Origin of the sequence: Microbacterium timonense, from assembly GCF_900292075.1 — a bacterium.
Taxonomy (GTDB): Bacteria; Actinomycetota; Actinomycetes; order Actinomycetales; family Microbacteriaceae; genus Microbacterium; species Microbacterium timonense.
The window spans coordinates 207,779-232,870 of the sequence record NZ_OLMV01000003.1 but is presented as its reverse complement, the minus strand read 5'-3'; the positions used below and the strand labels follow the sequence as shown (position 1 = coordinate 232,870).

The 25,092-nt window shown below is 68.7% G+C and carries 20 protein-coding genes, 1 tRNA gene and 1 pseudogene; 9 read left to right on the top strand and 13 right to left on the bottom strand.

The features are described from left to right. Positions 1–45: 45 nt before the first annotated feature. Positions 46–2,100, bottom strand: a complete 2,055-nt coding sequence (locus C9992_RS18220; RefSeq protein WP_235008182.1) for an acyltransferase — start codon at positions 2,098–2,100, stop codon at positions 46–48. 348 nt (positions 2,101–2,448) lie between these two features. On the opposite strand from C9992_RS18220, the gene C9992_RS10315 reads away from it, so the two are divergent. From C9992_RS10315 to nicT, 4 genes are all read left to right on the top strand, one after another. Further along, on the top strand, positions 2,449–3,456 hold the full coding sequence (locus C9992_RS10315; RefSeq protein WP_106815893.1) for an aldo/keto reductase: 1,008 nt from the start codon (positions 2,449–2,451) through the stop codon (positions 3,454–3,456). Positions 3,457–3,728: 272 nt separating this feature from the next. Continuing rightward, entirely contained in the window at positions 3,729–4,550 is an 822-nt protein-coding gene (locus C9992_RS10310; RefSeq protein WP_106815519.1) for an alpha/beta fold hydrolase, read from the top strand. 258 nt (positions 4,551–4,808) lie between these two features. Continuing rightward, on the top strand, positions 4,809–5,846 hold the full coding sequence (locus tag C9992_RS10305) for a DUF4331 family protein (protein ID WP_106815518.1): 1,038 nt from the start codon (positions 4,809–4,811) through the stop codon (positions 5,844–5,846). A 20-nt stretch (positions 5,847–5,866) separates the two neighbouring features. Further along, a complete protein-coding gene (gene nicT, locus C9992_RS10300) occupies positions 5,867–6,964 on the top strand; it encodes a Nickel transporter NicT (RefSeq protein WP_106815517.1) in 1,098 nt (365 codons plus the stop codon). A gap of 71 nt (positions 6,965–7,035) precedes the next feature. Here the strand turns inward: nicT and C9992_RS10295 are convergent, their stop codons facing one another. The 5 genes and pseudogenes from C9992_RS10295 to C9992_RS10280 all read right to left on the bottom strand — a co-directional run bounded on the left by C9992_RS10295 (position 7,036) and on the right by C9992_RS10280 (position 12,600). Continuing rightward, a complete protein-coding gene (locus tag C9992_RS10295; RefSeq protein ID WP_235008181.1) occupies positions 7,036–9,258 on the bottom strand; it encodes a helix-turn-helix transcriptional regulator in 2,223 nt (740 codons plus the stop codon). Positions 9,259–9,324: 66 nt separating this feature from the next. After that, a pseudogene (locus tag C9992_RS18570) lies at positions 9,325–9,804 on the bottom strand (AAA family ATPase); the annotation flags it as partial. Continuing rightward, positions 9,801–11,195: an MFS transporter gene (locus tag C9992_RS10290; protein WP_106815515.1), complete on the bottom strand. Its 1,395-nt coding sequence runs from the start codon at positions 11,193–11,195 to the stop codon at positions 9,801–9,803. The gene C9992_RS10290 and the pseudogene C9992_RS18570, both read right to left, overlap by 4 nt. A 29-nt stretch (positions 11,196–11,224) precedes the next feature. Next, positions 11,225–12,079 carry a helix-turn-helix transcriptional regulator gene (locus C9992_RS10285; protein WP_160150867.1) on the bottom strand — a complete coding sequence of 285 codons (855 nt, stop codon included), beginning with the start codon at positions 12,077–12,079 and terminating at the stop codon, positions 11,225–11,227. Next, positions 12,076–12,600: an MmyB family transcriptional regulator gene (locus tag C9992_RS10280; protein WP_146145318.1), complete on the bottom strand. Its 525-nt coding sequence runs from the start codon at positions 12,598–12,600 to the stop codon at positions 12,076–12,078. The genes C9992_RS10285 and C9992_RS10280 overlap by 4 nt, the downstream gene beginning before the upstream one ends. 165 nt (positions 12,601–12,765) lie before the next feature. On the opposite strand from C9992_RS10280, the gene C9992_RS10275 reads away from it, so the two are divergent. Together C9992_RS10275 and C9992_RS10270 are read left to right on the top strand one after the other, a co-directional pair. Then, positions 12,766–13,413 (top strand): TetR/AcrR family transcriptional regulator, encoded by a 648-nt coding sequence (locus tag C9992_RS10275; RefSeq protein WP_106815512.1) that lies wholly within the window; start codon positions 12,766–12,768, stop codon positions 13,411–13,413. A gap of 4 nt (positions 13,414–13,417) precedes the next feature. Beyond that, positions 13,418–14,215 carry a helix-turn-helix domain-containing protein gene (locus C9992_RS10270; RefSeq protein ID WP_146145317.1) on the top strand — a complete coding sequence of 266 codons (798 nt, stop codon included), beginning with the start codon at positions 13,418–13,420 and terminating at the stop codon, positions 14,213–14,215. 11 nt (positions 14,216–14,226) lie between these two features. Here the strand turns inward: C9992_RS10270 and C9992_RS10265 are convergent. Further along, positions 14,227–14,300 (bottom strand) — tRNA-Gly (locus C9992_RS10265). A 79-nt stretch (positions 14,301–14,379) separates the two neighbouring features. On the opposite strand from C9992_RS10265, the gene dcd reads away from it, so the two are divergent. The 3 genes from dcd to C9992_RS10250 all read left to right on the top strand — a co-directional run bounded on the left by dcd (position 14,380) and on the right by C9992_RS10250 (position 20,050). Then, positions 14,380–14,985, top strand: coding sequence for a dCTP deaminase (gene dcd / locus C9992_RS10260; RefSeq protein ID WP_106815510.1), 606 nt, complete (start codon positions 14,380–14,382; stop codon positions 14,983–14,985). Then, a complete protein-coding gene (locus C9992_RS10255) occupies positions 14,963–15,814 on the top strand; it encodes a serine/threonine-protein kinase (protein WP_160150866.1) in 852 nt (283 codons plus the stop codon). The genes dcd and C9992_RS10255 overlap by 23 nt, the downstream gene beginning before the upstream one ends. A 210-nt stretch (positions 15,815–16,024) precedes the next feature. Then, entirely contained in the window at positions 16,025–20,050 is a 4,026-nt protein-coding gene (locus C9992_RS10250) for a metallophosphoesterase (RefSeq protein WP_106815508.1), read from the top strand. Positions 20,051–20,164: 114 nt separating this feature from the next. Here C9992_RS10250 and C9992_RS18085 read toward each other — a convergent pair whose 3' ends face one another. From C9992_RS18085 to cobA, 6 genes are all read right to left on the bottom strand, one after another. Beyond that, positions 20,165–21,067, bottom strand: coding sequence for a hypothetical protein (locus C9992_RS18085; RefSeq protein WP_160150865.1), 903 nt, complete (start codon positions 21,065–21,067; stop codon positions 20,165–20,167). Positions 21,068–21,186: 119 nt separating this feature from the next. Continuing rightward, complete coding sequence (locus C9992_RS10240; protein ID WP_106815506.1) at positions 21,187–21,384, bottom strand: DUF2795 domain-containing protein; 198 nt, start codon at positions 21,382–21,384, stop codon at positions 21,187–21,189. A 93-nt stretch (positions 21,385–21,477) separates the two neighbouring features. Beyond that, a complete protein-coding gene (locus C9992_RS10235) occupies positions 21,478–22,440 on the bottom strand; it encodes an NAD(P)/FAD-dependent oxidoreductase (RefSeq protein WP_106815505.1) in 963 nt (320 codons plus the stop codon). Next, positions 22,433–22,783, bottom strand: a complete 351-nt coding sequence (gene fdxA / locus C9992_RS10230; protein ID WP_106815504.1) for a ferredoxin — start codon at positions 22,781–22,783, stop codon at positions 22,433–22,435. The genes C9992_RS10235 and fdxA overlap by 8 nt, the downstream gene beginning before the upstream one ends. Further along, positions 22,780–24,174 (bottom strand): FAD-dependent oxidoreductase, encoded by a 1,395-nt coding sequence (locus C9992_RS10225; RefSeq protein ID WP_106815503.1) that lies wholly within the window; start codon positions 24,172–24,174, stop codon positions 22,780–22,782. The genes fdxA and C9992_RS10225 overlap by 4 nt, the downstream gene beginning before the upstream one ends. Then, the gene (gene cobA, locus C9992_RS10220) at positions 24,171–25,040 is read right to left on the bottom strand and encodes a uroporphyrinogen-III C-methyltransferase (protein WP_106815502.1); all 870 of its coding nucleotides are present in this window, start codon (positions 25,038–25,040) and stop codon (positions 24,171–24,173) included. The genes C9992_RS10225 and cobA overlap by 4 nt, the downstream gene beginning before the upstream one ends. Positions 25,041–25,092: the final 52 nt, after the last annotated feature.

The window sequence follows — 25,092 nt, the reverse complement described above, 5'->3', positions numbered from 1 at the left end:
CGACCGCGACGCGATTCTCGGCGCTGCCCATCGCCTGACGGGCGACTAGTGCACTGCTCCTGCAGGCTCTGGACGGTGCACGCCCCGCGGGCGGTACCCGAGTGCGTCCGAGATGCCCGCGAGGTCGGCGAGATACCAGAGGATGGCGAGCCACATCTCAGTGCCCTGAAGTCCTGGCTCAGTCTCGCCCAGCCCCGCTGTGGCAGGGCTCGGCTCCCGGAACGCGAAGCCGGCATCCGGCACCCACATGGAGACGGCGTCCGTCAGCAGACGCGCGGCCAGGTCCCGGACCTCTTCCCCGCGATAGCCGGTGCTGCGGGTGAGCCACAGTGGGTGCGCCACGTCCAGCACGTTGCACGCATTGCGCGCACCGGGCGCGAACCACCTGGGGTCGCGCGCGTGCTGCAGCACGGTGTCCACGACACGCTCGGGGTAGGGGAGCGGCACCCCGAACTGCGCGAAGGTACCGCGTGAGGCGCGGTAAAAGCCGTTGACGACCGGCAGCAGGCCTCGGTCGGGAGTAGCGCGGCCCCACATGCCGGTCTGCGGGTCGGCGTTCAGAATGAGCCACCCGAACAGCGCCTCCTCCACACCGGTTGGAATCGGGTGGCCCGAGCGCTTCGTCCACAGAAGTGCCGTCCCGAAGCCGTCGATGTGGTGTCCGGCGCCCCATGCGTCGGTGGCCCACGGCAGACTCTCGCAGAACTCGACGACCCCCTCGGGAGTCGCCGCCGTCGCCCAGGCGAGAGGAGCCGGAAACGCCGAACCCAGCAGATCCAGCGCGTACCCGACGCTCAGCACGTGGTACGCGACGTCGTCGTGGGAGAAGTCGAGCGCCGCCGTTGCGCCCACGGCCGAATTGTCCCGCCCTCGCTCGGGGGCGGGCAGTGGCGATTGGCGTCCCTCGGCATCAAGCGGTGCGACGGCGCCGGTCGAGGCATCCTGCCAGGCACGAAGGTGGCGGACCTGCTCATCCGCGCCGGCCTGCGGTGGCGCGCTGCCCAGGAGCAGATCGGCGATCTCGATCGCATCCCCCTGCGCGCGAATCGTCGGCGCGATGCCGGGTCGATCCGCGAACAGGCCGAGGTCTTCGCGCCATGCGCGCTGGAGAACGGTGGATGCATCGGACCGCGCGCGTGCCGCCAGCTCAGCGAGGCGCTCCGCAAGGCCGTCGGCGATGCCCCGCGTCGTGGCGACGTGAGTCGCAGGCATGTGCGTTGTGGCGACGTGCGTCGAGGGGACTTGTGTCGTGGCGACGTGCGTCGCGGGACCGTTCTCGTCCGTGCCGTCAATCGACGTGCCGACATCCGAACGGCGGTTTCCGTCCCTCCCGCGTTCGCCTTCGTGAGAAGTGCGGCCGGCCGTGCCCCCGAGCGCCCGGGTCGGGTCGTCGTGCTCGACGGTACGACGTTCGTTCGCGCCGAACGCATCCGACGTACGCGTCAGAGGTGCTGCAGGAGAGACTCTCGTGTCGGCGCCGGCGGTGCCGCGCGCCGCAGCGTCGGCCGCTGCGTCGGGCGCGATCCCGGTGTCGTCCGGTTCAACGCGCCAACGCATGAAGCGGGCGGGGTTGCCGCCGACGACTGCGCCTTCGGGAACGTCCTTGGTGACGACAGCGCTCGCCGCGAGCACCGAGTGCGATCCCACGCGCACGCCGTCGAGGATCACCACGTGCGAGCCGATCCACACGTCATCGCCGATCTCGATTCCCTTCGAGGTCAGCGGCTGGCGGAACACGGGTTGACCGGGCTCCATGGAGTGGTTGAACCCGAGGATCGAGGTGTGCGCGCCGATGCGAACCCCGTCGCCCATCGTCACCCGACCGCGGATCACGGTGTAGGGGTTGATGCTGCAGTCGGCGCCCGCGACGAGTTCGCCGGTGAGGTAAGCGCCGGCGGCCACGTAGGTCCGGTCGCCGAGTCGCAGCGTGTCGTTGTCGATCGACGCGAGGCCGGAGATGAAGCACTGCTCGCCCAGCTCGTATCCCGGACGGCCGTCGACCAAACGGTGCTGAAGTGCGAGTTGCGCGTCGCGATCATCGGCGGATGCCTCGCTCCAGAAGTCCCAAGGTGAGTACTCGTGGGCTGCGATCGCTGGCATGACTACCAGTATGTCGGGCCTTCACGGCGGCGCCTTCCGCGGGTGGACTCATTCCAGAGCGCATCCGTGCCCGCACGGATGCAGACGATGATTCCCGGTCGAAGTGGTGATCGCGCCGAACCCGAGTCATTCGACGCAAGCGCCGGCCGAGGAGGGTCGCACAAGCTGACACTCAGATGAGAGGACCGCTCGCGGAGGGGCGGGTGCCGTGCGGTCGCGTACCAGTGTCGCGACGACAGATCGCAGCGGGGAAACGCTCCCGCAGCGACATCGTTCGGGCTGCTCGTCGATCTCGAAGCCATGCAGGAGACGGGTCTACTCGCCTTCCACACCAAGAAAGGGAACATCATGACCATCCCCACCCGCGCTCTCGGTGCGTACGGCCCCACAGTGTCTGCCATCGGACTCGGTACCCTCGGCATGTCGGATCTCTACGGACCGACCGACGAAGCCGAGTCGATCGCTACCATCCATGAGGCCATCGACTCGGGCATCACACTGCTTGACACCGGAGACTTCTACGGTTCGGGCCACAACGAGATGCTCATCGCGCGTGCGCTTCGCGAACGCAACCGCGACGACGTCATACTGAGCGTCAAGTTCGGTGCGCGACGTGACCCGAGTGGTGCCTTCCTGCCGGTGCCGTACGACGTGACGCCTGAAGCTGTGAAGGACCGACTCGCATACAGTCTTCGCCGTCTGAACACGGACCACATCGACATCTACCGTCCGTCACGGCTCAACCCCAGCATCCCGGTGGAAGACACCATCGGCGCCCTCGCCGAGATGCAACAGGCCGGCCACATCCGCTACATCGGCCTTTCGGAGGTCGGGCCCGAGGCCATTCGCCGCGCTGCCTCTGTGACCTCCATCTGCGACCTCCAGATCGAATACTCACTGCTTTCCCGCGGCCCCGAGAACCAGATCATCCCGACTCTGCGGGAGCTCGGGATCGGGCTCACAGCGTACGGCGTGCTTTCGCGAGGCCTGCTCAGTGGACACTGGAGTGCGGCGCGCAACCTCACCAACGGCGATTTCCGCGCAACCAGCCCTCGCTTTCAAGGAGAGAACCTCCACGACAACCTCCGCCTCGTCGATGCGCTAGGGCGGGTCGCCGAGAACCTCGGCGCCACGACGGCGCAGGTAGCCATCGCATGGGTCGCCTCTCGCGGCGATGACATCGTCCCTCTTGTCGGGGCGCGCCGCCGGGACCGGCTCGAGGAGTCGATCGGGGCGGCGCGTCTGCAGCTCAGCCGGGACGCGATCGATGCCATCGAGCAGGCCATCCCCGCCGGCGCCGCAGCCGGAGACCGCTACGCTGCCCCGATCATGGCCACGCTCGACAGCGAGCGCTGAGCCCCACACCATCGGGCCCAGCAGCGGCCCTCCTGCGTCCACCCGGGCCCGGCAGCGGGACCGAGCCCGACCCGCCGAGCCAGGCGTGGTGCACAGGCCGCGTTCCACAGCTCGAGCAGCGGCTCACGCTGTCGGCGCCTTGCCAGGCGTGATCCGGACGAGTCGATTGACTCAAGCGGGCCTCGAGCACCCCGGACGAGGGTGCTGTCAGGCGTTCCCGCTCGCGGGTGAAACGCCGTCCTTGACAAACCATCTCAGAGGAAGACACGCCGATGCCGTACATCACCACCACCGACGGAACCGAGATCTACTACACCGACCAGGGCTCCGGTCAGCCCATCGTCCTGAGCCATGGGTGGCCGCTCAGCTCGGATGCATGGCAGGTCGAGATCAAGAAGTTCGCGGACGCCGGCTACCGCGTCATCGCGCACGACCGCCGCGGACACGGTCGCTCGTCGAAGACCTATACGGGCAACGACATGGACACGTACGCTCGTGACCTCGCCGAGCTCATCGAGGCACTGGACGTGCGCGACGTCATCGTCGTCGGGCATTCCACGGGAGGCGGGGAGGTCGTCCGCTACGCCGCGCAGCATGGCAAGGGCCGCGTCGTGAAGGTGATCACCGTCGGGGCCGTCCCCCCGATCATGGTGAAGTCCGAGACCAACCCCGAAGGCACTCCCATCGAAGTCTTCGACGGCATCCGCGCCGGCCTCATGAAAGACGCCTCGCAGTTCTACAAGGACCTGGCTGAGACGTTCTTCGGCGCCAACCGCGAAGGGGCTGAGGTCTCGCAGGGTCTCAAGGATGACTTCTGGCGCCAGGGCATGCTTGTCAATCTCGCTGCAGCCTACGACTGCGTCAAAGCGTTCTCCGAGACGGACCAGGTCGACGACCTCAAGGCCATCGACGTGCCGATCCTCATCGCTCATGGCGAGGACGACCAGATCGTGCCCATCCAGGATGCCGCGTACAAGTCCATCGAGCTCGTCCAGAGCGGCACGCTCAAGACGTACCCGGGTGCACCTCACGGCATCCACGGCGCGTACCAGGAAGCGCTGGATGCGGACATCCTCGACTTCATCAGGGGATGATCCTCAGCCTGGGGTGGCTCCGTCGCAGACCGAGCCACCCCGTCCGCACCACTTTCCTCGCGCCGAGGGTGCACGCGCCCGCCGCACACGAAACGTTCCGGACGGTGAACAGTGACCGGTGATGGAACCCTGATGACCCGATCGCGACGATCAGAGAGCAATGGAGTCATTCGTCTCTATTGGGCCTACGCGCGCCCTCATGAAACTTGCCTCGGACGCTCTCACCTGAGGCGTCGGCCTACTGGAAAGGACTGCGCCATGTCGCATCACCTCGACTCGCCCATCGCTCGTCAAGACGTGCGACTGGACATCACCGACCTGTACGCCTTCCGCGGCGAGACCGGAACCGTCGTCATCATCAACGTCTCCCACTCACTCGGGAACCCGCCGATCCCGGGCTTCCACCATGAGGGGATGTACGAGTTCAAGTTCGACACCGACCACGACGCGGAGGAGGAGATCACTTATCGCTTCGTCTTCGACGAACGTGCTTCGGACGGTTCACAGCGCTTCGTGCTTCGCCGCCTCGACGGCGACGTCGCGAGCGACCCGTTCGCTGAAGGGCGGGTCGTGGCGCAGGGAGGCACCGACACCGCGGTCCTCGGCGAAGACGGCATCCGCGTGTGGGCCGGCGAGGCCGGCGATCCGTTCTGGATCGAGCCGACCGTGCTGCACGCCGTCGGCCACGCCGTCCAGGATGGGACCAAGATCGAGCTCGGCGATTGGGTGCCTGCAGAGGCCACGAACTTCTTCGCCGGCCACAGCGTCTACGCCATCGTGCTGGAGGTGCCCGACGCTGTCTTCGACTCCGAGATCGAACCGAAGCGCGTCGGGATCTGGGCGGTGGCGAGCCTGCAGACCGATGCCGGAGGCTGGCGGTCGATCAATCGGATCGGGCTGCCTATGATCCACCCCCTTTTCACCCAGTTCAACGAGCAGCTCGGCGACGACCTCAACGCTGGTCGTCCCAGCGACGACGAAGAGCGCTACGGCGATCTCCTGAGGAGAGAGGTCGCCGGCATCGTCCGCGCCTACGGCACGTCGGAAGACCCGGAGGCCTACGCCGCGGGCGTCGTCGCAAGATTTCTGCCGAACATCCTCCCGTACACCATCGGAACAGCGGCGTCCTTCGGATTCAACGGCTGGAACGGTCGTACGCTGACCGACAACGCCCCTGACGTGATGTTCAGCATTGCGGCGAACACCCCCGTGGCGCTGGGGATCGGCAAGGAGTCGGTGACCGACAAGCCGTCGGCCTCCTTTCCGTACGTGCCCGCCGTTCCGGCCGGTCGCTGACCGAATCGGAAAGTGACGACATGACCGCTCCCGCGACGACACTTGTTCGACCGCGGCCGGCCGCATCCGAGCGCCGGCGGACGACTCTGTCGTTCGCCGGCGTCGGAGCCGCCATAGTGATCCTTCACGTGGTCGGATTCTCACTGCTGCTGACGACGCCCGTGCCATCGGCGACCGGCACGACGCTCGGGGTGGGCGTCGGTCTCACGGCGTACACGCTCGGCCTGCGCCACGCATTCGACGCCGACCACATCGCCGCCATCGACAACACCACGCGGAAGCTGCTCGAGGACGGTGGAAAGCCGATCACAGTAGGCTTCTGGTTCTCACTGGGACACTCCACGGTCGTCCTCGGCCTCACGGTGCTTCTCGCCCTCGGTCTCAGCGCTGTCGCCGGCCCGCTGCAGGACGAGAGCTCCACTCTTCATCAGGTCACCGGAGTGGTCGGGACGACCGTGTCAGGTCTTTTCCTCTACATCATCGCCGGCATCAATATCGCTCTGCTGGTCGCCACCACTCGCACCTACAAGCGCGTGCGCAGTGGCGAGCTGAGTATGGGTCAAGTCGAGTCCGACGCCATCGCACGCGGACCTTTGTCGCGCGTCTTCGGCGGACTGATGAGGGCGATTCGGGCACCCTGGCAGATGTATCCGCTCGGGGTGCTGTTCGGATTGGGATTCGACACGGCGACCGAGATCGGGCTGCTGGTGCTGGCCGCGTCGAGCGTGGCATCCGGCCTGCCCTGGTACTCCCTTCTGGCACTTCCGGTGCTGTTCGCCGCAGGGATGTCGCTGCTTGACACGGCGGACGGCGTCGTGATGCGCTTCGCCTACGGGTGGGCGTTCGCACAGCCCGTGCGCAGACTCGCCTACAACCTGACCGTGACTCTCGTCTCGGTCGTCGTCGCCCTCGTCGTCGGGACCACGGAGCTGCTCGCCCTGCTCGCCGAACGACTGCACTTGAGCGGCGGCCTGTGGACCTTCCTCTCCGACATCGATCTGAACGCTGTCGGTTTCGGCGTCGTCGGCGGGCTCATTGCGGCGTGGCTCGCGGCTCTCGTGGTGTGGCGTGTTCGTCGGACGGCCACCGGGGCCCTTCCGGCCCGGAGCAGGGGATGAGGGATGCCGCGGCCGGCCCGCGGCTTGCTCGGCTGCTGCCTATCCGCTCCGCTGGAAGGGCCTCGTCCTCGTCAAGCGGCGTTCTCTTCGGTGGTGGTGCTCAGAACGTCTCGCAGTGCGGCGCGGCTGGTCACTCCCAGCTTCGGAAAGGCGCGGTACAGGTGTCCGCTGACTGTTCTCGGCGAGAGGAACAGCTTCACACCGATCTCTTTGTTGCTCAGCCCCTGAGCGGCGAGTTCGACGATCGACCGCTCCTGCGCGGTCAGAGCCTGCGAGCCCAGGCCATTTCTCGCCTCCGGGTCTCGCGCGGCACGCAGATTCTCCCGCGTTCTCTCCGACCACGAGCGCGCGCCGAGCATGTCGAAGGCATCCAGCGCCCGATGAAGCACCTCTCGCGCCCGGACGCTCTCCGCGTTTCGGCGGAGCCATTCACCATACGCGAGTCGGACACGCGCGAGGTCGAAGGGCCAGTGGTCGCCGCCCGGCACAGCCTCAGCCGCAGCGAACAGTCTGTCGGGCTCCGCGCCTTCCGCTACGAGCGCCTGGGCGCCGAATGTCATCATCGCCATGCGGGGCGAGATCTCCGACACCGCGTTCGCGACCATCGCGCGCACGTGCGCACGGGCTGCGGCGGGTCGCCCGGTGCGCATCGCTGCCTCGACAAGATCGAACGCGACCCAGAGGGCGTGGGGGGTGTATGGCGCCAGCTCACCGGCGGGGCTGAGTCGCTCGGCGTATCGGAAGGCGGCATCCCAGTCGTTCTGGGCGATCGCCGCCAGCGTGCGCGCATGGTGCCCGAAGCGCTCGGCACCCAGGGCGTTGCGGGCTGACGTGATCGCGGTCAGCTCCGATGCCCAGCGGAAGGCATCCGCGGGGTCCCCTCGCACTGCGGCGAGTAGGGCCCGGTGGAAGACGAAGTACCAGGCGATGAATGCGTATCCGTGGTCACGGCATACGGCGAGACCTTCTTCGGCGAGCTGGTGCTGCTCGTCCCACCGTCCGGTACCGAAGTCGTCCAAGCACAGGTGCATGTAGGCGCCGAGGCTCGAGCGCACTGCGCCGCCGGAGCGTCCGTCTTCGATGAGACGCCAGGCACCGGACCGGCACCCCCCGAGCAGGTCGAGGTAAACCGACGAGGTGTTGACCCGGATGATCCGGTTCGGATCGTGTTCGTCTGCCTGCTCTTCGATCAGTTCGGCCAGACGCGCACGCACCGGCGCGCCCAGGCGGACGGTGTCGGGGAAGGCCCTGCTCTCGATGAAGAGCAGCTCCGGTACGTGCTCGCCGAACCGGTCCACCGCACGGTGGAGGGAAGCCCAGTACTCAGGCTTGCCCGCCCACCAGCACAGCAGCAGCAGAGAGGTGACCGCTTCCACGAGCTCGGTGTTCTCGGGCGACCAGTCATGGGTGCCGCTCTCGATCGCGCGGACCAGGACCCGATAGGCACTGTCGACGTCACCATCGCCGTTCACGGTCATATAGGCGGCTGCGGCCGTGGCGTGCAGCGACGTGCCGGCCGCCGGGTGAGCTCTGCGCGCCTCGGAGAGGAGTCGCGAGGCGTACTCCAGCTCGCCCGTGATGTCGGCACCCAGGTAGGCGGCCTCGGCGAGCCTCCGGCTCTCGTCGGCACGCTCCGGACTGAGTCGCGCGGCGCGGATGAGCGCGCTCACCGCCGTGCCGGCGTCGCCGCGTCGAAGTGACCGGCGCCCGACGTTCTCCAGTGCCGTCGCGACCTCCTCATTCGGTCCGGTGGCCGCGGCGGCGATGTGCCACGCGCGCCGGTCCGGGTCCGTCACAGCGTCGGCGATCCTGAGGTGCGCCTCGCGCCTTTCGGCCGCCGATGCCTGTTGCACGACGGCGGCCCGGATGAGTGGGTGGGGGAAGCGCACGGCCATCGTGTGGGTGTCGACAGCGAGCAGCCCTTCCGCTTCCGCGGGGGCGAGGGCGTCGACCTCGACTCCAAGAGCGACCACATCGCGCATGCGCTCGCGACCGTCCAGAGCGATGATGAGGATCGCCTTTCGCGCGTACGCGGGCAGATCGAGGATCCGCTGTGCGAAGAGCGAGCCCAGTCGTTGCGTAAGAGGAAGCGTCGACATCACGCTGTCCGCACCGAGGGAGTCCGCGGTACTGCGAGCCAGTTCCACCAGTGCGAGCGGGTTGCCGCGGGCCTCCTCGAGAACGCGCGCCCGCAGACGAGGCGGCAGGTTGGCGTCTTGTGACAGGAGCAGGCGGCGCGCGTCGGCGGAATCGAGCGGCCGCACCTCGATCTGCTGCCACCCCTCGACGTTCACGTTCTTTGCATCCGAGCTGCGGAAGGCAGCTATCAAACCCACTCGTGTGCCGACCAGTCGCCGGGCGAGAAACTGCAGGACTGCAGCGCTCGCCTTATCCACCCATGGGAGGTCATCCACCACGAGCAGGAGCGGGGCGGTCGCCGACGCTGTGATCAGGAGGCTGAGGACGGCGGATCCGAGAACGAGGAGCCGCGGTGGGGGTCCATCGCCGAGGCCGAGCGCCACCTGAAGCGCGCTTCCTTGTGCAGGGGGGAGTTCGTCGAGCATGTGGAGGAAAGGGCTGAGCAGCATGTGAAGCGCCCCGTAGCTGATCTCCACCTCGAACTCCACCCCGGAGGCCGACAACACGTGCATCCCGCTCTCGGATGCGAGGCTCCTTCCCTCCGCCAGGAGGCGGGACTTGCCGACGCCTGCATCGCCGGAGAGGCAGAGCGCACCACCACCCAGCGAGGAGAGTCCGTGAACGAATCGCGCCAGTTCCTCGACTTCACTCGACCGCCCTACGATCTGGGGAGGCGTCGTTCGTGGGGTGAGCTGGCTCATTCGACCGAGTCCTCTCGTGTGGTTTCCGGAAGCAGAAGTAGCGACGCGAAGGTGATGACGGCGGCGCCCGCGAGATAGAGGCCGACGCCGACGATGTCGCCGTCAGGTTTCCAAAGCAGTAGCGCGAGCAGCGGCGCGAGCGAGGCCCCCAGCACACTGCCGACGTTGTAGACGATGGCCGACCCGGTGTACCGGACCGAGGGCGGGAACAGCTCGGTGAGGAAGGCGCCCATCGGGCCGTAACTGAGGCCCATCAGCGCCAGCCCCGCCACCACGAAGCTGACCACCTGGAGCGTGCCGGCCGCCTCACCGAACCACGGCTGGAAAAGCAGGCCGAACACGGCGATGGCCACGGTGACGGGAACGAGAACGGCGCGACGCCCGAAGCGGTCTGCAAGCCTGCCGGCGATCGGGATGAGCAAGCCCGTCGCGACGATGCCGACCAGGAGGAAGCCGAGGAACATGGGTCGGTCGTAACCGAGACCCGCCTTCTGTCCAGGGCCGGGCTCGGTCGGCGCCGTGCCGTAGCTCAGGGCGAAGACGGCCATCAGGAAGAACAGCACGTATGTGGCAACGGACGCCAGGGTCCCGAACACGATGCGCACCGGATAATGGCGCACGACCTGCGCCAGTGGCACCCGCGCAACCGCCCCCGAACTCCTCACGGCCACGAACTCGCCGGTTTCCGTCAGCTGCAGGCGGGCCAGCAGGCCTACCACGAGCAGAACTGCGCTCACGAGGAAGGGCACACGCCATCCCCATTGTTCGAAAGCGGATGCTGCGCCACTCGGATCCGGCGGCATGACGGCCGTCAGCACCAGGAAGACCCCGTTCGCAAGGAGGAATCCCAGAGGTATTCCCAGTTGCGGCATGCTTCCACGCAGGCCACGCTGGTCCGCCGGCGCGTCCTCCACGGACAGCAACGCAGCCCCGCTCCATTCGCCGCCCAGGCCGATACCTTGCACGACCCTCAGCAGTGCGAGCAGCAGCGGGGCGGCAACGCCGACTGCCTCGTAGGTCGGCAGGCAGCCGATGAGGACCGTTGCCATGCCGGTGACCAGCAGCGCCCAGACGAGCGTGTGGTGGCGACCGAGTCGGTCGCCGAAATGGCCGAACGCCACCGCACCGATGGGTCGAGCGAAGAACGCGAGACCGAACGTGACGAGCGACGACAGCTGTGCTGCCACGGGGTCTTCTGCAGGAAAGAACAGCGCCGGGAACACCAGCACCGCGGCGGTCCCGTAGATATAGAAGTCGTAGAACTCGATGGTGGTTCCGATGACGCCGGCCACGATGATGCGGCGGCGTACACGCAACGACGCATCGCGAGGTGCATCGATCACGGCCACACCGGCAACATACGAACTTCTCAGCGCGGTCGCCTGGCCCATTGAGTGTCACTTGGGTGACCCAGTCAGTGTCAGGCGGAGGCGTCGAGGTCGAGATCGGGCAACCGAAACTCGGGATCGCGTGCTCGCTCCGCCAGTTCCGCGATGAGGTCCGCGCCCTCGGAGCCCGGGTCGGGGAACAGGATCGACAGGTGGTAGCCGCCCGTCCCGGAGACCTCGAAGTTCTGGAATGTCATTTCGACCGGGCCAAGGGGCGGTATGTCGTGAGTAGTGCGTCCGACCGACCACGGCGACGCGTCGTGCCTGAGCCAGAAGTGCCGGAACTCGCGACTGCGAACGAGCAGGTCTCCGACGATCTGTCGATATCGGGGGTCTGTGGGATCACCGGCGTAGCGGAGTCCGGCGACGGTGCCCGCGGCCAGGCGCTCCCAATCGAAGGCGATTCGCTTGAACCCCTCGGAGAAGATGAATTGAACGACGTTGTCACCGACCGCAACAGTTCCCCTGGTGACGATGTCCAACATCCGGTTCGTCGCCACGACATCCATGTTCCGGTCGAGCATTCCGGCCGGAAGGTGCGGCCATGCGTCGAGGAGAGCTCTGATCTGCTCGCCTGAGAGCGTCTCCGACCGTTCGAGCTCCGCAGCCTCGGGGTCCGTGTGAGCCACCAGTCGGCGCATGTACGACTCGGCGGCATCATCGAGGAGCAGCGCACGTGCGAGTCCTTGCAGCACGGGCTCTGAAGGCGTCTGGTGGTGGCCCTGCTCGAGCCGCAGGTAGTACTCGGGGCTGATGGCGGCGACCCGCGCCACCTCATCCCGTCGCAGCCCGGCCACCCTGCGGTTGGGATCCCTGGGCAGGCCGACGTCCTCGGGGCTCACGAGCGCGCGACGCGCCCGCAGATACTCCCCCAGCGGCGATGTCATGGCCCTGACACGATGCGCGCCAGCGCATCCGCGGACTCTCCGTCCGCTGTGCCCCACACGCATAGCCTGTGACCGTCGGTCTCGGGGATGTCGAGCATCTGCCAGGTCAGGCGAAGGGTCCCAACCGTCGGGTCGTTCAGCACGACCATGCCGCCCACGTCCGCCGTCCCCTCCTCAGCCCATGAAGCCGCGAAATCGTCATACTCGACGGCCATGTCGCCGACGAGCTCGATGAACCCCTGGTCCGGGCTGCTCCTGTCGAGCGAGTCGCGCAGCGCAGCCGCGGTCATGCCTTTCAGCTCCGCCAGTTGCGCCTCGCTGAACCAGGGCAGACGGTTCTCGAACGCATACCGCACCACGTTGACGCCAGGGTCGCAACCGGGGAACAGTCGCCGAACGAGCGAGTTCGCTGCAGTGACGTTGAGGTGGCGGTCCACCATGAAGGCCGGCACCTCGCGCCAGGTCTCGATCAACTGCGCGACGCCTCCACCGGCTGATCCGGGCTCATTCTGCACCGACACAGCGGCAACGCTAGAACACGCGCCAGCGGGACGCACGCCTGCCGCCCGAAATAGAGTCATCGCACCTGCATGGGTGCACGGGCCGGCAACGCGCAGCGCCTCATGTTGCGCAGCATCCTGTGGTCGCGGGAACATAACCATCTGGTCAGTTAAGAAGGGCGCGCCATGGCCACGACAGCACGCGGCGACGCGACGCGAACGCGCATCCTCGACGCCGCGCTCGCGGAGTTCTCGACGCACGGCCTTGCGGGCGCGCGTGTCGACCGCATCGCCGTGGCCTCGAAGTCGAACAAGAACCTGATCTACGTCAACTTCGAGAGCAAGGAGCAACTCTTCAGACGTGTCCTCGAGCACGGACTGCAGGACGCGTACCGCACCCTTCCCAGGAGCGCGATCGACCTCCCTGTCTTCGCCGGTCGGGTGTTCGACTTCGCTCACTCCCACCCAGCGCTCTACCGCCTCATCGAATGGGCGATCCTCGAGGGTCAAGCCGCCCTCCCTGCAGAGCGAGGTGACTTCTACACCGCAACCCTGGCATCCGTCGCCGAGGGTCAGCGGTTGGGGACCGTGACGACAGCGCACTCACCGGCCTTTCTCATCACCATGACGATGGCGATGTCGACCGCGTGGGTGCCCGCGTTCCCCTTCGGTGCCCCGACCTCTCCCACCGGCGTGCCCTCCGACGCACGAGAACAGCTGCTGAGTGCCGTCGCCGCGATAGCTTCGCCCACCCGATCGGACGACCCCCGGCCCGTGCCGCAGAGGGGCGTGGCGGTCACGCCGTCGCAGCAGCCGGACCACTGGCGACGGTGACGCGGTGACGAATGCTCTGGGGGCGTACCTCAAGGCGCGGCGGGGGATGGTGCGCCTGTACGACAGCGGCGACGACTCGGCTGCGAGGCGCGTCACGGGCTCACGCGTGGAGGAGGTTGCCCACGCCGCAGGCATCAGCGCTTCCTACTATCGCCGACTCGAGCAAGGCCGCGTGGCGATGCCTTCTCAGCAGGTGCTGGCGAGGTTGGCCGATGCGCTCCAATTGGACGCGTCCGGGGCGGCATACCTCAGCCGCCTCGCGGGAATCCGGCCCTTCCGTGAGCCGCGATTGGGTGCACCGAGCGACCTCGACGTGACGCTTTCCACCGCATTGGAGAGATGGTCTCATCTTCCGGCGGCCGTTCAGACCCGCAACTTCGACATCGTGCTGATCAACCGACTCTTCGAGGCGTTGACCAACGGAACCGTCCAGCCCGGCGCCAACTTCGTCGAGCTGTTCTTCTGCGGCGAAGCCGCGAGGCAGGCTCCCGATTGGGAAGAGACAGCAGCCCACAACGTGGCTGCCCTGCGCTACTACGGCGACCCGGCTGATGTCCGGTTTCGCGAGCTCACGGGAGGCCTCCTGGTTCGAGATCGTGACTTTCGCCGACTGTGGTCGCGCTACGACGCCGAGCCGTTCGATGCGGGCAGGAGCTGGCACGTCGCCGAGGGATTCGGCACCTTCTCACTGAGTTTCCGCAACCTCATCATCCCGGGGTCGGGCGGACACCTGCTCACCGTGTTCATCGCGGAACCCGGATCGGTGGGAGAGGCGGCGCTCCGCGAGCTCGCTGAGGCGTAAGAGGTGGCGGTTGGAGGGGCTGACGGGAATCGAACCCGCGCTGTCTGCTTGGGAAGCAGAAGTTCTGCCATTGAACTACAGCCCCGGATGCCGGCATCCCGGCATTCGCGCACCTGTTACGGCGCCCGGCCAGCATAACAGCACCTCCCCGATAGGCTGGGCCCGTGCTGCTGAGTGACCGCGACATCCGGCTCGAGATCGACGCGGGGCGCATCGGGCTCGACCCGTGGGAACCCGCGATGGTGCAGCCCTCGAGCGTCGACGTGCGACTGGACCGTTACTTCCGGCTGTTCGACAACCACAAGTACCCCTTCATCGATCCCGCCGAGGACCAGCCGGAGCTCACGCGCCTCATCGAGGTCGACCCGGACGAACCCTTCATCCTGCACCCCGGCGAGTTCGCCCTGGGCTCCACGTTCGAGCAGATCACGCTGCCCGACGACATCGCCGCACGATTGGAGGGAAAGTCGTCACTCGGGCGACTCGGTCTGCTCACCCACTCCACGGCGGGCTTCATCGACCCCGGATTCACCGGGCATGTCACGCTCGAGCTCTCCAACGTCGCGACACTGCCGATCAAGCTCTGGCCCGGAATGAAGATCGGCCAGGTCTGCTACTTCCGTCTGACGTCCCCGGCCGAGAGCCCCTACGGCTCAGGCGCCTACGGCAACAGGTATCAGGGTCAGCGCGGGCCGACGGCATCCCGCTCCTTCCAGAATTTCCACCGCACCGATGTCGGAGCGACGGATGCCGGAGCCCGCGGCCGCTGAGCCCTCGGTGCACGTCGAGCACATCGACGGTCATGCCGTGCGGCTGCGTGCACCGCACGACCTCTCGTTCCTCGCGCGATGGGGGAGCGTGTTCCGCGTCTTCGACGAGCAGGACTCCGGCAACCTCTGTTTCGGTGTCGACCAAGAGGGCACTCGACTGTTCGTCAAATACGCCGGCGCGCCCACGACGCGCTACGAAGGCCTGATCCAGGACGCCGTGCGCCGCAGTCGCCGCGCTGTCGAGGTGTACCGCGCGCTGCGGCATGACACCGTCGTCGCCCTTCGCGATGCGACGGACGTGGCGAGCGGACACGTGATGGTGTTCGAGTGGACGGATGCCTTGTCCCTCGGCCGCCAATACGGCGGCGGCACCGCACTCGACGGGCTCGACCCGGCGCAGCGCGCGGCAGCGGTCCAGCAGATCTACGACTTTCACGTCCACGTCGCACGGGAGGGGTGGGTCGCCGTCGACCTATACGACGGGTCGGTGATGGTCGACCCGCGATCCGGTGCCGTGACGCTGTGCGACCTCGACTTCTACGAGCGCGGATCCGTTGTCAACACGATGGGTCGCATGTGGGGTTCGCGTCGCTTCATGTCGCCCGAGGAGAACCGGCTGGGCGCGACGATCGACGAGGTGACGAACGTGTTCGCGCTCGGCGTCCTGGCGCACACTCTTCTCGGCAACGATGCGACCCGCTCGACCCACGCGTGGCTCGGGTCGCCGCAGCAACTCGCGGTGGCTACTCGCGCACACAGCGTTGCTCGCGGGGAACGGTGGCCGTCGATCGCCGCGCTCGCCGACGCGTGGCGCGACGCAAGCGCGTGACGCGGCGGGCCTGACGGTCGGGCCCGCCCCCTGCCGCGAGGAATCCCGCACTCTCATCGCGGGGTGCGGAGCCGTTCCCTCTCCGTCGCCGTGACGTCGTCTCGTGCTCGCACAGCGTTCACATAGGCCCTTCACAGTGAGCGCGGGCGTGCCCGTCCCCACTCGTTCGGCACGCCCATCCACGAGGACGAGGAAGGACGCGACCCCCATATGCGGCCGAGCAGTCACCGCCCCGACGGCGGACACAGAAGATGGACAGGAAAGGCGGCTGCTGTCGCGACGGCGGTCGCCGGCGTGCTGGTGGCCTCGGCCATGACGGCACCCGCGGCATCCGCGGCACCACCTGACCACCCCCAGCCCACCCCGGCGTCGGCGCCGACGCTGACCCCGGCGGACGGCAGCTATCTCCACGGCGTCGTCACCGTCGCCGCCGACGCCACGACCGCGGGCGACCCTGTCTCGAGCCTGACCATCGACGGCCGGCCCATCGGGGCGGCTCCCTCGCCGGGCGTCGCACATCTGTCGTTCGAGGTGGGGAGCAACTCGGCGGCTCTCAGCTTCCACAACTACCTCGTGGTCAACGGCCACCGCATCGACCAGGATCGCACCTGGGTCTCGGAGCGCGTCGATCTTCCGGTGCCCAACGACTGGCTCGTCACCGGGGAGAACACGGTGGAGATCTTCGCCGGCACCGCCGAGGCGGCGTGCGGCGTGAACTACGACGACTTCGTGATCACCGACGTGGGACTCGAGCTGCTGGGCGAGGTCGCCGACGGCGAGGAGAACCCCTTCACGTTCTCGTTCGGCGACGGCGACTGCGGCACCCAGGCCGGTGACATCGTGCACGCCGAGCTCTCGTTCTTCATCCAGGGGGATCCGCTCGCCTCACCTGGTCTGTCGGCCGAGGTCGACACCACGACGCTGGCCAACGGCTCGCACGAGATCGTCGCAGTGACCGCCGCGGGCGGTCGCGCGGCCCACACGGTGACGGTCAACAACGCACCGGTCGGTGCCCCGACGCTCACACCCGAGGACGGCACGCTCGCACACGGCACACAGACCGTCACCGCCGCCCAGGCTGCGGCGGGACCCGGCGGCGTGGCATCCCTCACCATCGACGGCGCCGAACCGGCCGCAGCGCAGAGCCTCGGCGCCGGTTCGTCGACCTTCAGCTTCACCGTGGGCTCGAACTCGATCGAGAACCGCTACCAGAACCACCTCCTGGTCAACGGGCACAAGATCGACATCCTCGGCGACTGGGTCAGCCAGCGCGTGGACGTGCCGGTGCCCAACCGGTACCTCGTCCCGGGTGACAACGTCGTCGAGATCGTCGCGGGCGACATCAGCTCGTCGTGTGGCGCGAACCTCGACGACTTCACGGTCGCCGATCTCGCGCTCGCCGTGAGCACCGGCACCGCCAGCGGCGTGTCGATCGCGCCGAGCTACGCCATGGGCGACGGCAACTGCGGTTCGTCGACGACGTCCCTGCCCAAGGCCGAGACCCACTGGAGCATCGACGCCCCCGGCGTCGGCGTGCTTCCGACCCTCGGCTCAGGGGAGGCGACACTGAGCTTCACGGTCGGCTCGAACTCGATCGACTCATCGTTCGCGAACCTCCTCTTCGTCAACGGCATCCGCTACGTGCTCGGTGGCGACTTCGTCAGCGAGCGCGCGAACGTCGTCCTGCCCAACGAGTGGCTGCTGCCCGGCTGGAACACGGTCGAGTTCGTCACGGGCACGACGGCGGCCGGCTGCAACCGCGACGACTTCACGATCTCGGACGTGGCGCTCTCGCCTGCCTCCGGAACGGCGACTCCGCAGCGCGCGAAGACCTCGTACGCGCTCGGCGACGGCACGTGCGGCTCGAACATCAACCTCTTCCGCGAGGTCGACCTCCACTTCCTGGTGACGGATGCCACGGCCCGGGGCCTGCGTGCCGAACTCGACACGACGGCGGTCGCTGACGGCGCCCACGTGCTGGCCGCCGCATCCAGCACGGGCGAGGTCGCGACCCGCACACTGCTGACCGACAACTCGGCGCCCGCCGTGGCATCCAGCACCCCGGCGGCCGGCGCCACGATCACGTCGGCGGTCGCGCTGGATGTCCAGCTCGACGATGCCACCGGGCTCGTCGGAACGCCGGAACTGACGCTCGACGGCGAGCCGGTCGTGCTCGGCGCGCCGGTGGGCCCAGGCCTCAGCGCCGGTGAGCACACCATCGCGGTGACCGCAGCCGATTCCCTCGGCAACGCCGCGACACGCGAGATCGTGTTCACGTCGGCGGGGATCCCCGACGCTCCCGCCGACCTCGCTCCGGCGGGCGGGACGACGGGCGTCTCCGGCAGCGTCACGCTGCAGGCGACCGTGTCGGAGCCCGATGGCGGTGACGTGACGGCGGAATTCGAGCAGGCCGAGATCCTCACGCCGAACCAGGGCTGGCAGGGGTCGGCGCCTGGCGTGCCGACGACCCTGCGCGTCGAGGGCGAGAGCAACGTCGGCGGCACGAAGGCGCTCGCGCCGGGCGACGGGCTGACGCTCGATTCGCCGGCGAGCCGTGACGTCTCCTTCCAGCGCTTCGACGTGCAGGTCAAGGGCCATGTCGCCGACCCGGTGCTGCGCTGGGAAGGCGTCATCGATCCGACCCGGGTCGCGTCGCTGCGCGCGTGGAACCTTCAGACCGCGGCGTGGGATGTGCTGGCGAGCTCGCGAGGCGCGCTGGAGGGCAACACGCAGCTGAGCGCCATGGTCGACGAGCGGTACATCGACCACCAGCAGGTGCACGTGATGATCACCGGTGAGGATCCGTTCGCCGACGAGATCGATCCGGGCGCCGAAGGCTTCGCCGACCCGGCGTCGTACGACTTCTCCATCGCGCACTTCACGGACACGCAGTACCTGTCCGAGGGTGCGACCGAGCAGGAGACGGCGGCGGAGCGGGCCATCTGGGAGAAGGCGTACGGCGACACCACCCGCTGGATCGCCGCGAACGCGAAGGACCGCAAGATCCAGTACGTCGCGCACACCGGCGACATCATCGAGAACAACATCCGCACGCCCGCGGACGAGGCGATGATGCAGGAGGTCATCGGCGAGTTCGAGGTGTCGTCTCGCCAGCAGGGCATCCTCGACGCGGCCGGTGTGCCCAACCAGGTCATCGCAGGCAACCACGACAACCGCTCGGGCACCGAGGACGGCCCCGGCGCACTGTACAACCAGTACTTCGGTCCCGATCGGTACGCGGCGCTGGACGACCGGTGGGTGAACGCCGAGTACGGCGGACCGTGGCGCGAGGGCGACAACCAGAACAACTACACGCTGTTCTCGGCGGGCGGCCTCGACTTCGTCTCGGTCGGTCTGTCGTATGGGGTGACCCGCGAGGAGGCAGAGTGGGCGGACTCGATCTTCAAGCGGTACCCCGAGCGCAACGGCATCCTGCTGTCGCACGACTATCTCGCCGCCAGCGCGCAGCAGGACGGCCGGAACGCGGCGTACGCCGCGCCCGACGGATCGATGCTGTTCAAGAAGGTCGTGGAACCGAACCCCAACGTCTTCCTGATCCTCGCCGGCCACGTGCACGGCGTCGGGACGAACGTGAAGCCTAAGGTCGGCGACATCGGTCACGGCGTCATCGAGCTGCTCGCCGATTACCAGAACTACACGGTGTCGGCCGAGGACCTCGGGCTCACCGAGATCGGCGGCTACGCGCCGACCGACCAGCTGCGGTTCGGTGCGAGCTATCTGCGCCTGCTGCAGTTCGACGTGGACCGCGGCGAGATGATCGTCGACACCTATTCGCCGTTCCTCGACGACTTCGGTGCCGACGAGCACGACCCCGCGCTGCGCTACAGCCCGCTCGCCGACAACATGGTGCTGCCGGTCGACATCACCTCGCGAACCACGAGCTTCCGCACCGACTCGCTGGCGCTGTACAACCCCGTCGCGAAGATCGGCCAGTCGGCCGTCCCGTCGGGCGCGGTCGCCTCGGTCGAGTGGAAGGGGCTGAAGCGAGGTACGGCGTACGCCTGGCTCGTCGTGGCCCGGTCCGCGGGCGGTGGGCAGACGGCCTCGCTTCCGACCGTGTTCGTGACGAGCGGTGCGAAGCCGGGTGCGGTCGCTCCGGAGCTCAAGCCGTACGCGACGCCGACCCCGGCGCCGGCCGCTCCGACCGCACCACCGACGCCGTCGCCGTCACCGACGCCGACCCCGACACCGACGGGGACCCCGTCAACGCGGTGATCATGAAGAGCTGACCGAAGCGCCGCCCTGGCCCACAAGGCCGGGGCGGCGCTTCGCGTCGCGTGATCGGCGGATAGCCGAGACGACGGATGCCGCGCGCAGCGGCTCGCGGCATCAGGGCGTGGGCTCCACGACGATCGGGTCATCGGCATAGACGCGGACTTGGGAACCGTCCAGCACGAACTGCATGGGGGTGCCCTCGGGGAAACGGTCCCGCAGCGCCTTGGGCGACCCGCCGTCGACGACGAAGGACGCCTGCGCGGGGAACCGACCCGCGCCGCAGCCGCTGGTGCCGAAGCTCACGTTGTCGCCGTCACCCCGGAACACCAGCACGCACGGGATCGGAGCCGCGTTCGGGCCTGTCGGCATCGACTGCGCCACCACTGAGAGACCGTAGAAGTCCTCGAACACGAGGTGGTCCCCGGACGGTGTGCCGAACAGGCCGTCCGGCCATTGTCCATCCGGATCCTCGTGCAAGACCGCCACCCCGCCTGCGTCCATCGCCTGCACCCCGAGCGTGAGTCCGACGCCGATGAGCACGCCGGCGACCACCGAGCAGGCCCAGAGCAACGGAAGCCGCCGGCGCCACCAAGGTGTTCGCGTGGTCGGGTGCTCGCCGTGCTCCGTCGAGGGATCCGGGATGCCGTCATCCGGCGCGCGGACGTCGTCCGGCGTGGAGTCGTCGACGCGCCCTGGCGTTACATCTGCTGCGGGTGAGCCAGGCGGTCCGCCGGCAGGCGACGGCGCTGGTGGCGCCACTTCGCCCCGTCCGGGTATCGCCGGCGCCGGCACCCCGCCGGTCTCGGGTGTGTCGGCCGCAGCGCGCGGCGCGTCGGCATCCATCGGCGTCTGCGGCGGCGGGACGGACGGGGCCGGCGTCCGCTCCCGTGCCAGCGTCTCCAGCTCGTGGAGCCGGGCCATCGCGACGGGGTCGTCGTGGATGTCGGCGTCGGGCCCGTAGGCGCGCGCCCGCAGCGCGCGGAGCTCGTCGTCGGAGCGGTCGGTCGGCGTTGACATCGAGCCCATCCTGCCGCAAAAGCCGCGTGGCGGCGCCGGTGCGGGGCGAGTTCCTCCCGCCGGGCGCCGCACCCGACGACGCTGCTGAAGCGCCCCCGTGGCGCCCGGGGGGAGAGAGATCAGCTTCCGGCGACGGCCTCGCTGACCTCGGTCGGGCTGTCGAAGGAGTCCTTCCCCGAATTCTCGAGCGCGGCGACCAGGTCGTCGGGAGCGCCGTTGTCTCGCGCGGTGGACACCAAGTCGTCGCGGCTGGCCGGGTAGTCGACGCCGCCGAGGTACTTCTGCAGTTCGATGGGGGTGGGGTTGTTGTCGCTCATGTCGCCTCCGTTCAGTGGAAGCGCCACGGTACGTCCGTTCTGCCGCGCGAGTCTCGGGGTTGACAGTGTCCCTGACGCGGGTGACGCGCGCGGTCAGTGCGCGGTGCGCACGCCCACGAGGTCGTGCACGAGCACAACGGCGGCGCGCGCGCCCTGGCCCGCCGCGACGATGAGCTGTTGCGGACCGGGAGAGGCGGCATCCCCCGCGGCGTAGACGCCGTGGAGCGACGTGCGGCCGGAGCGATCGGTGACGAGGTTGCCGAAACGGTCGCGCTCGAGCTCGATCCCCGAGAGGAAGTCGAGCGCCGGATGCCACTGCGGCCGAACGAAGCCGCCGTCGATCTCCACGCGCGTGCCGTCGGTCAGGCGCACAGCCGATACGGCGCCGCGGTCACCCTCGAGGTCGTCGATGGCGCCGCGCTCGACGACGATGCCGGATGCCGCGAGCTCGGCTTCTTCGACCGTGTCCACGGCGTCCGATCCGTGGGTGAAGACGGTCAGCCGGTCCGTCCATCGTGCGAGCAGGCGGGCCCTCGTGGCGAGGTCCGGCGTCTCTCCGATGAGCGCGAGCGGCCGGTCCTGCAGCTCCCACGCATCGCACGCGGCACAGCTGAAGATGCTCATGCCGTAGAACGCGCGCAGGCTCGGGATGTCGGGCAGGGTCTCCCGCAGCCCGGTCGCAACGAGCACCGAGCGCGCCGCGACCGCCGGGGGTGTGCCGGCGCCGCGGCCCTTCAGCGCCGCGATGAATCGCAGGCCGTCGTCGCCGTCCTTCTCGAGGAGCGCCGTGACGACGGTGCGGTCCAGCACGCGCACGTTCGGGTACGCCGCCAGCTCCGCGCGGGCGAGCTTGCGCAGTTCCAGCGGGGGGATGCCGTCGCGGGTCAGGAACCCGTGGGAGCGCAGGGTCGCGGCGTTGCGGGGGCGTCCGGCGTCGACGACCACGACGGAGGCCCGCGCACGGCCGAGATTGAGCGCGGCGGAGAGACCCGCGGGGCCGCCGCCGATGACGATCACGTCGACCTCGGTCGACGCCGGGGGAACGGGTTCAGTCATGGCCGTCTCCTTGTGGAGGAAGGGCGGCGACGAGCGGGTGGTCCCTGCGGATCACACCGACCTTGGCGGCGCCGCCCGGGGAGCCGACAGCCGGGAGTGAGCCTGTCGAAATCTCGAAGAACTCGACGTTGGCCTTGTAGTAGTCCTGCCACTCGTCGGGCAGGTCGTCCTCGTAGTAGATCGCCTCGACCGGGCACACCGGCTCGCACGCACCGCAGTCCACGCACTCGTCCGGGTGGATGTACAGCGACCGTTCGCCCTCGTAGATGCAGTCCACCGGGCACTCGTCGATGCAGGCGCGGTCCTTGACGTCCACGCACGGAAGGGCGATCACGTACGTCACGGGACGAGCGTTCCCCGCGAGATGCGCACCTGCTCGTCGCGCGGCACGACCTTCACCCGCTCGCGGGTGTGGAGGTGCGTTGCGCCCAGCTCGCGTTCGTGGGCGTCGAGCGCGAGCCAGCCGTCCCACGTCGTGTACGCGACCTCGCGCTCGTCGAGCAGTTCGAGCACGTCGCCGTCGATCGCGGGTGCGGTCAGGCGTCCGGCCTCCGCGTCGGCGACGAGGTGTGCGACGGTCTCCATGGCGTCGGACTTGGTGTGACCGATGAGGCCGACGGGTCCGCGCTTGATCCAGCCGGTCGCGTAGAGCCCCGTGATCACCGGCGCGTCGCTGTCGCCCGTGACCCGGGCATCCTTCACCCGCCCCTCGACGTTCGGCACGACGCCGGCGCGCTCGTCGAACGGGGCGTCGATGACGGGGGTGCCGTAGTAGCCGACGGCGCGGTAGAGCTGCTGCACCGCGAACTCGCGGAACTCCCCCGTCCCTTCGACCCGCCCGTCGCCCACCGGCCGGGTGCGCTCGAAACGGATGCCTTCGACCTTGCCTTCGCCGAGCACCTCGACGGGCGAGTGGTAGAAGTGCAGGTGCAGGCGCCGGCTCGCGCCGGTCGACTCGCGTGTGCGCCAGCCGTTCAGGATGCGGAGCATGACCTTGAGCTGGTTGTTCGAGGCGTTCGCCGGGTCGGCGTCGACGAAGTCCTCGTCGTGCACGACGATCTCGACGTTCGGCACCTCGCCGAGCTCGCGCAGCTCGATCGGCGTGAACTTGATGTCGGCGGGACCGCGGCGCCCGAAGACGTGCACGTCGGTGACGGCGGATGCCTCCAGCCCGGCGAGCACGTTGTCGGCGATCTCGGTCGAGCGCAGGTCGACGGCGTGCTTCGCGAGAACGCGGGCGACATCGAGCGCGACGTTGCCGTTGCCGATGACGGCCACCTCGCGCTGGTCGAGCGGCCACTCGGTCGGCACGTCGGGGTGTCCGTCGTACCACGCCACGAAATCCGCCGCCCCGTACGAGCCGGGCAGATCGATGCCGGGGATGTCGAGCGCGGCGTCGCGGATCGCGCCGGTCGCCAGGATCACGGCGTCGTAGCGCTCGTGCAGTTCGTCCAGCGAGATGTCGCGGCCGACCTCGACGTTACCGATGAACCGCGTGGTCCCGGCATCCAGCATCTCGTGCAGGGAGTTCACGATGCCCTTGATGCGCGGGTGGTCGGGCGCCACGCCGTAGCGGATCAGGCCGTACGGCGCGGGGAGCGACTCGAAGAGATCGATCGCGACGGCGCCTCCGGCATCCGTGACGGAGTTGGTGAGGATGTTGCCCGCGTAGATGCCGGCGGGGCCGGCGCCGACGATCGCGACGCGGAGGTTGTGGAGGTGCGAAGAGGTCACGGGGTGGGGGCCTTTCGGGGTGCGAGCGGGTCGTGGTTCATGAGATCCAGGGTGGCCATGGCCGCGGGCGCGTAGGGGCTCAGCCGCACCACATCGCCGACGACCACGACCGCGGGGGAGCGGACGCCTCGTTCCGCGGCCTGATGCGCGATGGTCGCGAGGGTCCCGACAGTGACCCGCTGGCGTGGTCCGAATCCGTCCTCGACGATCGCGACGGGGCAGTCCCCGCCGCGCTCGCCGCGCGCCAGGGTGATGGCGGAGTTGGCGAGCGTGCCGACGCCCATGAGCAGCACGACCGTGTGGTCCCGGCCGCCGCCCAGTGACGCGATCTGATCGTGGGCCGTGGCGACGGTGAAGGCGGTGGCCACTCCGCGATGGGTGAGCGGGATGCCGGCGATCGCGGGCACCGAGATCGCGCTGGTGATCCCAGGCACGACCTCGACCGCGACTCCCGCCTCCTGACACGCGTGGACCTCTTCGCCACCGCGACCGAACACGTAGGGGTCGCCGCCCTTGAGCCGGACGACGGTCTTGCCGTCGCGGGCCAGCCGGACGAGGAGGGCGTTGATCGCATCCTGCGGCACGGCGTGGTGACCGGGCAGCTTTCCGACGTCGACGACCTCCGCCGTCAGCCGGACGCCGTCTGCGGCGAGACCGTCCAGCACCGCGCGGGCACCGAGGCGGTCGGCCACGATGACGTCGGCGCTCTCGAGGGCGCGCAGTCCCCGGAGCGTGAGGAGCCCGGCGTCGCCCGGCCCCGCCCCCACGAGCCACACCTTCCCTGCGGCGACGCGCGTGGCCTGGCCCGCGCGTCCCGCCCGCGCCGCGGCATCCGTCCTCCCCCGGTCGGTTTGTGCGGAGGACACGCCGTTATCCGATGCGCCTTCACGGCGTTCCTCCACCTGAAACCGAAGGAGA

Coding starts and splice junctions, on each gene's coding strand:
- C9992_RS10250 (WP_106815508.1), top strand. CDS start 16,025: ATGCGGCCGAGCAGTCACCGCCCCGACGGCGGACACAGAAGATGGACA.
- C9992_RS10255 (WP_160150866.1), top strand. CDS start 14,963: ATGCCGGAGCCCGCGGCCGCTGAGCCCTCGGTGCACGTCGAGCACATC.
- C9992_RS10290 (WP_106815515.1), bottom strand. CDS start 11,195: ATGGGCCAGGCGACCGCGCTGAGAAGTTCGTATGTTGCCGGTGTGGCC.
- C9992_RS10315 (WP_106815893.1), top strand. CDS start 2,449: ATGACCATCCCCACCCGCGCTCTCGGTGCGTACGGCCCCACAGTGTCT.
- C9992_RS10240 (WP_106815506.1), bottom strand. CDS start 21,384: ATGAGCGACAACAACCCCACCCCCATCGAACTGCAGAAGTACCTCGGC.
- C9992_RS18220 (WP_235008182.1), bottom strand. CDS start 2,100: ATGCCAGCGATCGCAGCCCACGAGTACTCACCTTGGGACTTCTGGAGC.
- C9992_RS10235 (WP_106815505.1), bottom strand. CDS start 22,440: ATGACTGAACCCGTTCCCCCGGCGTCGACCGAGGTCGACGTGATCGTC.
- C9992_RS18085 (WP_160150865.1), bottom strand. CDS start 21,067: ATGTCAACGCCGACCGACCGCTCCGACGACGAGCTCCGCGCGCTGCGG.
- nicT (WP_106815517.1), top strand. CDS start 5,867: ATGACCGCTCCCGCGACGACACTTGTTCGACCGCGGCCGGCCGCATCC.
- C9992_RS10310 (WP_106815519.1), top strand. CDS start 3,729: ATGCCGTACATCACCACCACCGACGGAACCGAGATCTACTACACCGAC.
- C9992_RS10275 (WP_106815512.1), top strand. CDS start 12,766: ATGGCCACGACAGCACGCGGCGACGCGACGCGAACGCGCATCCTCGAC.
- C9992_RS10285 (WP_160150867.1), bottom strand. CDS start 12,079: ATGACATCGCCGCTGGGGGAGTATCTGCGGGCGCGTCGCGCGCTCGTG.
- C9992_RS10305 (WP_106815518.1), top strand. CDS start 4,809: ATGTCGCATCACCTCGACTCGCCCATCGCTCGTCAAGACGTGCGACTG.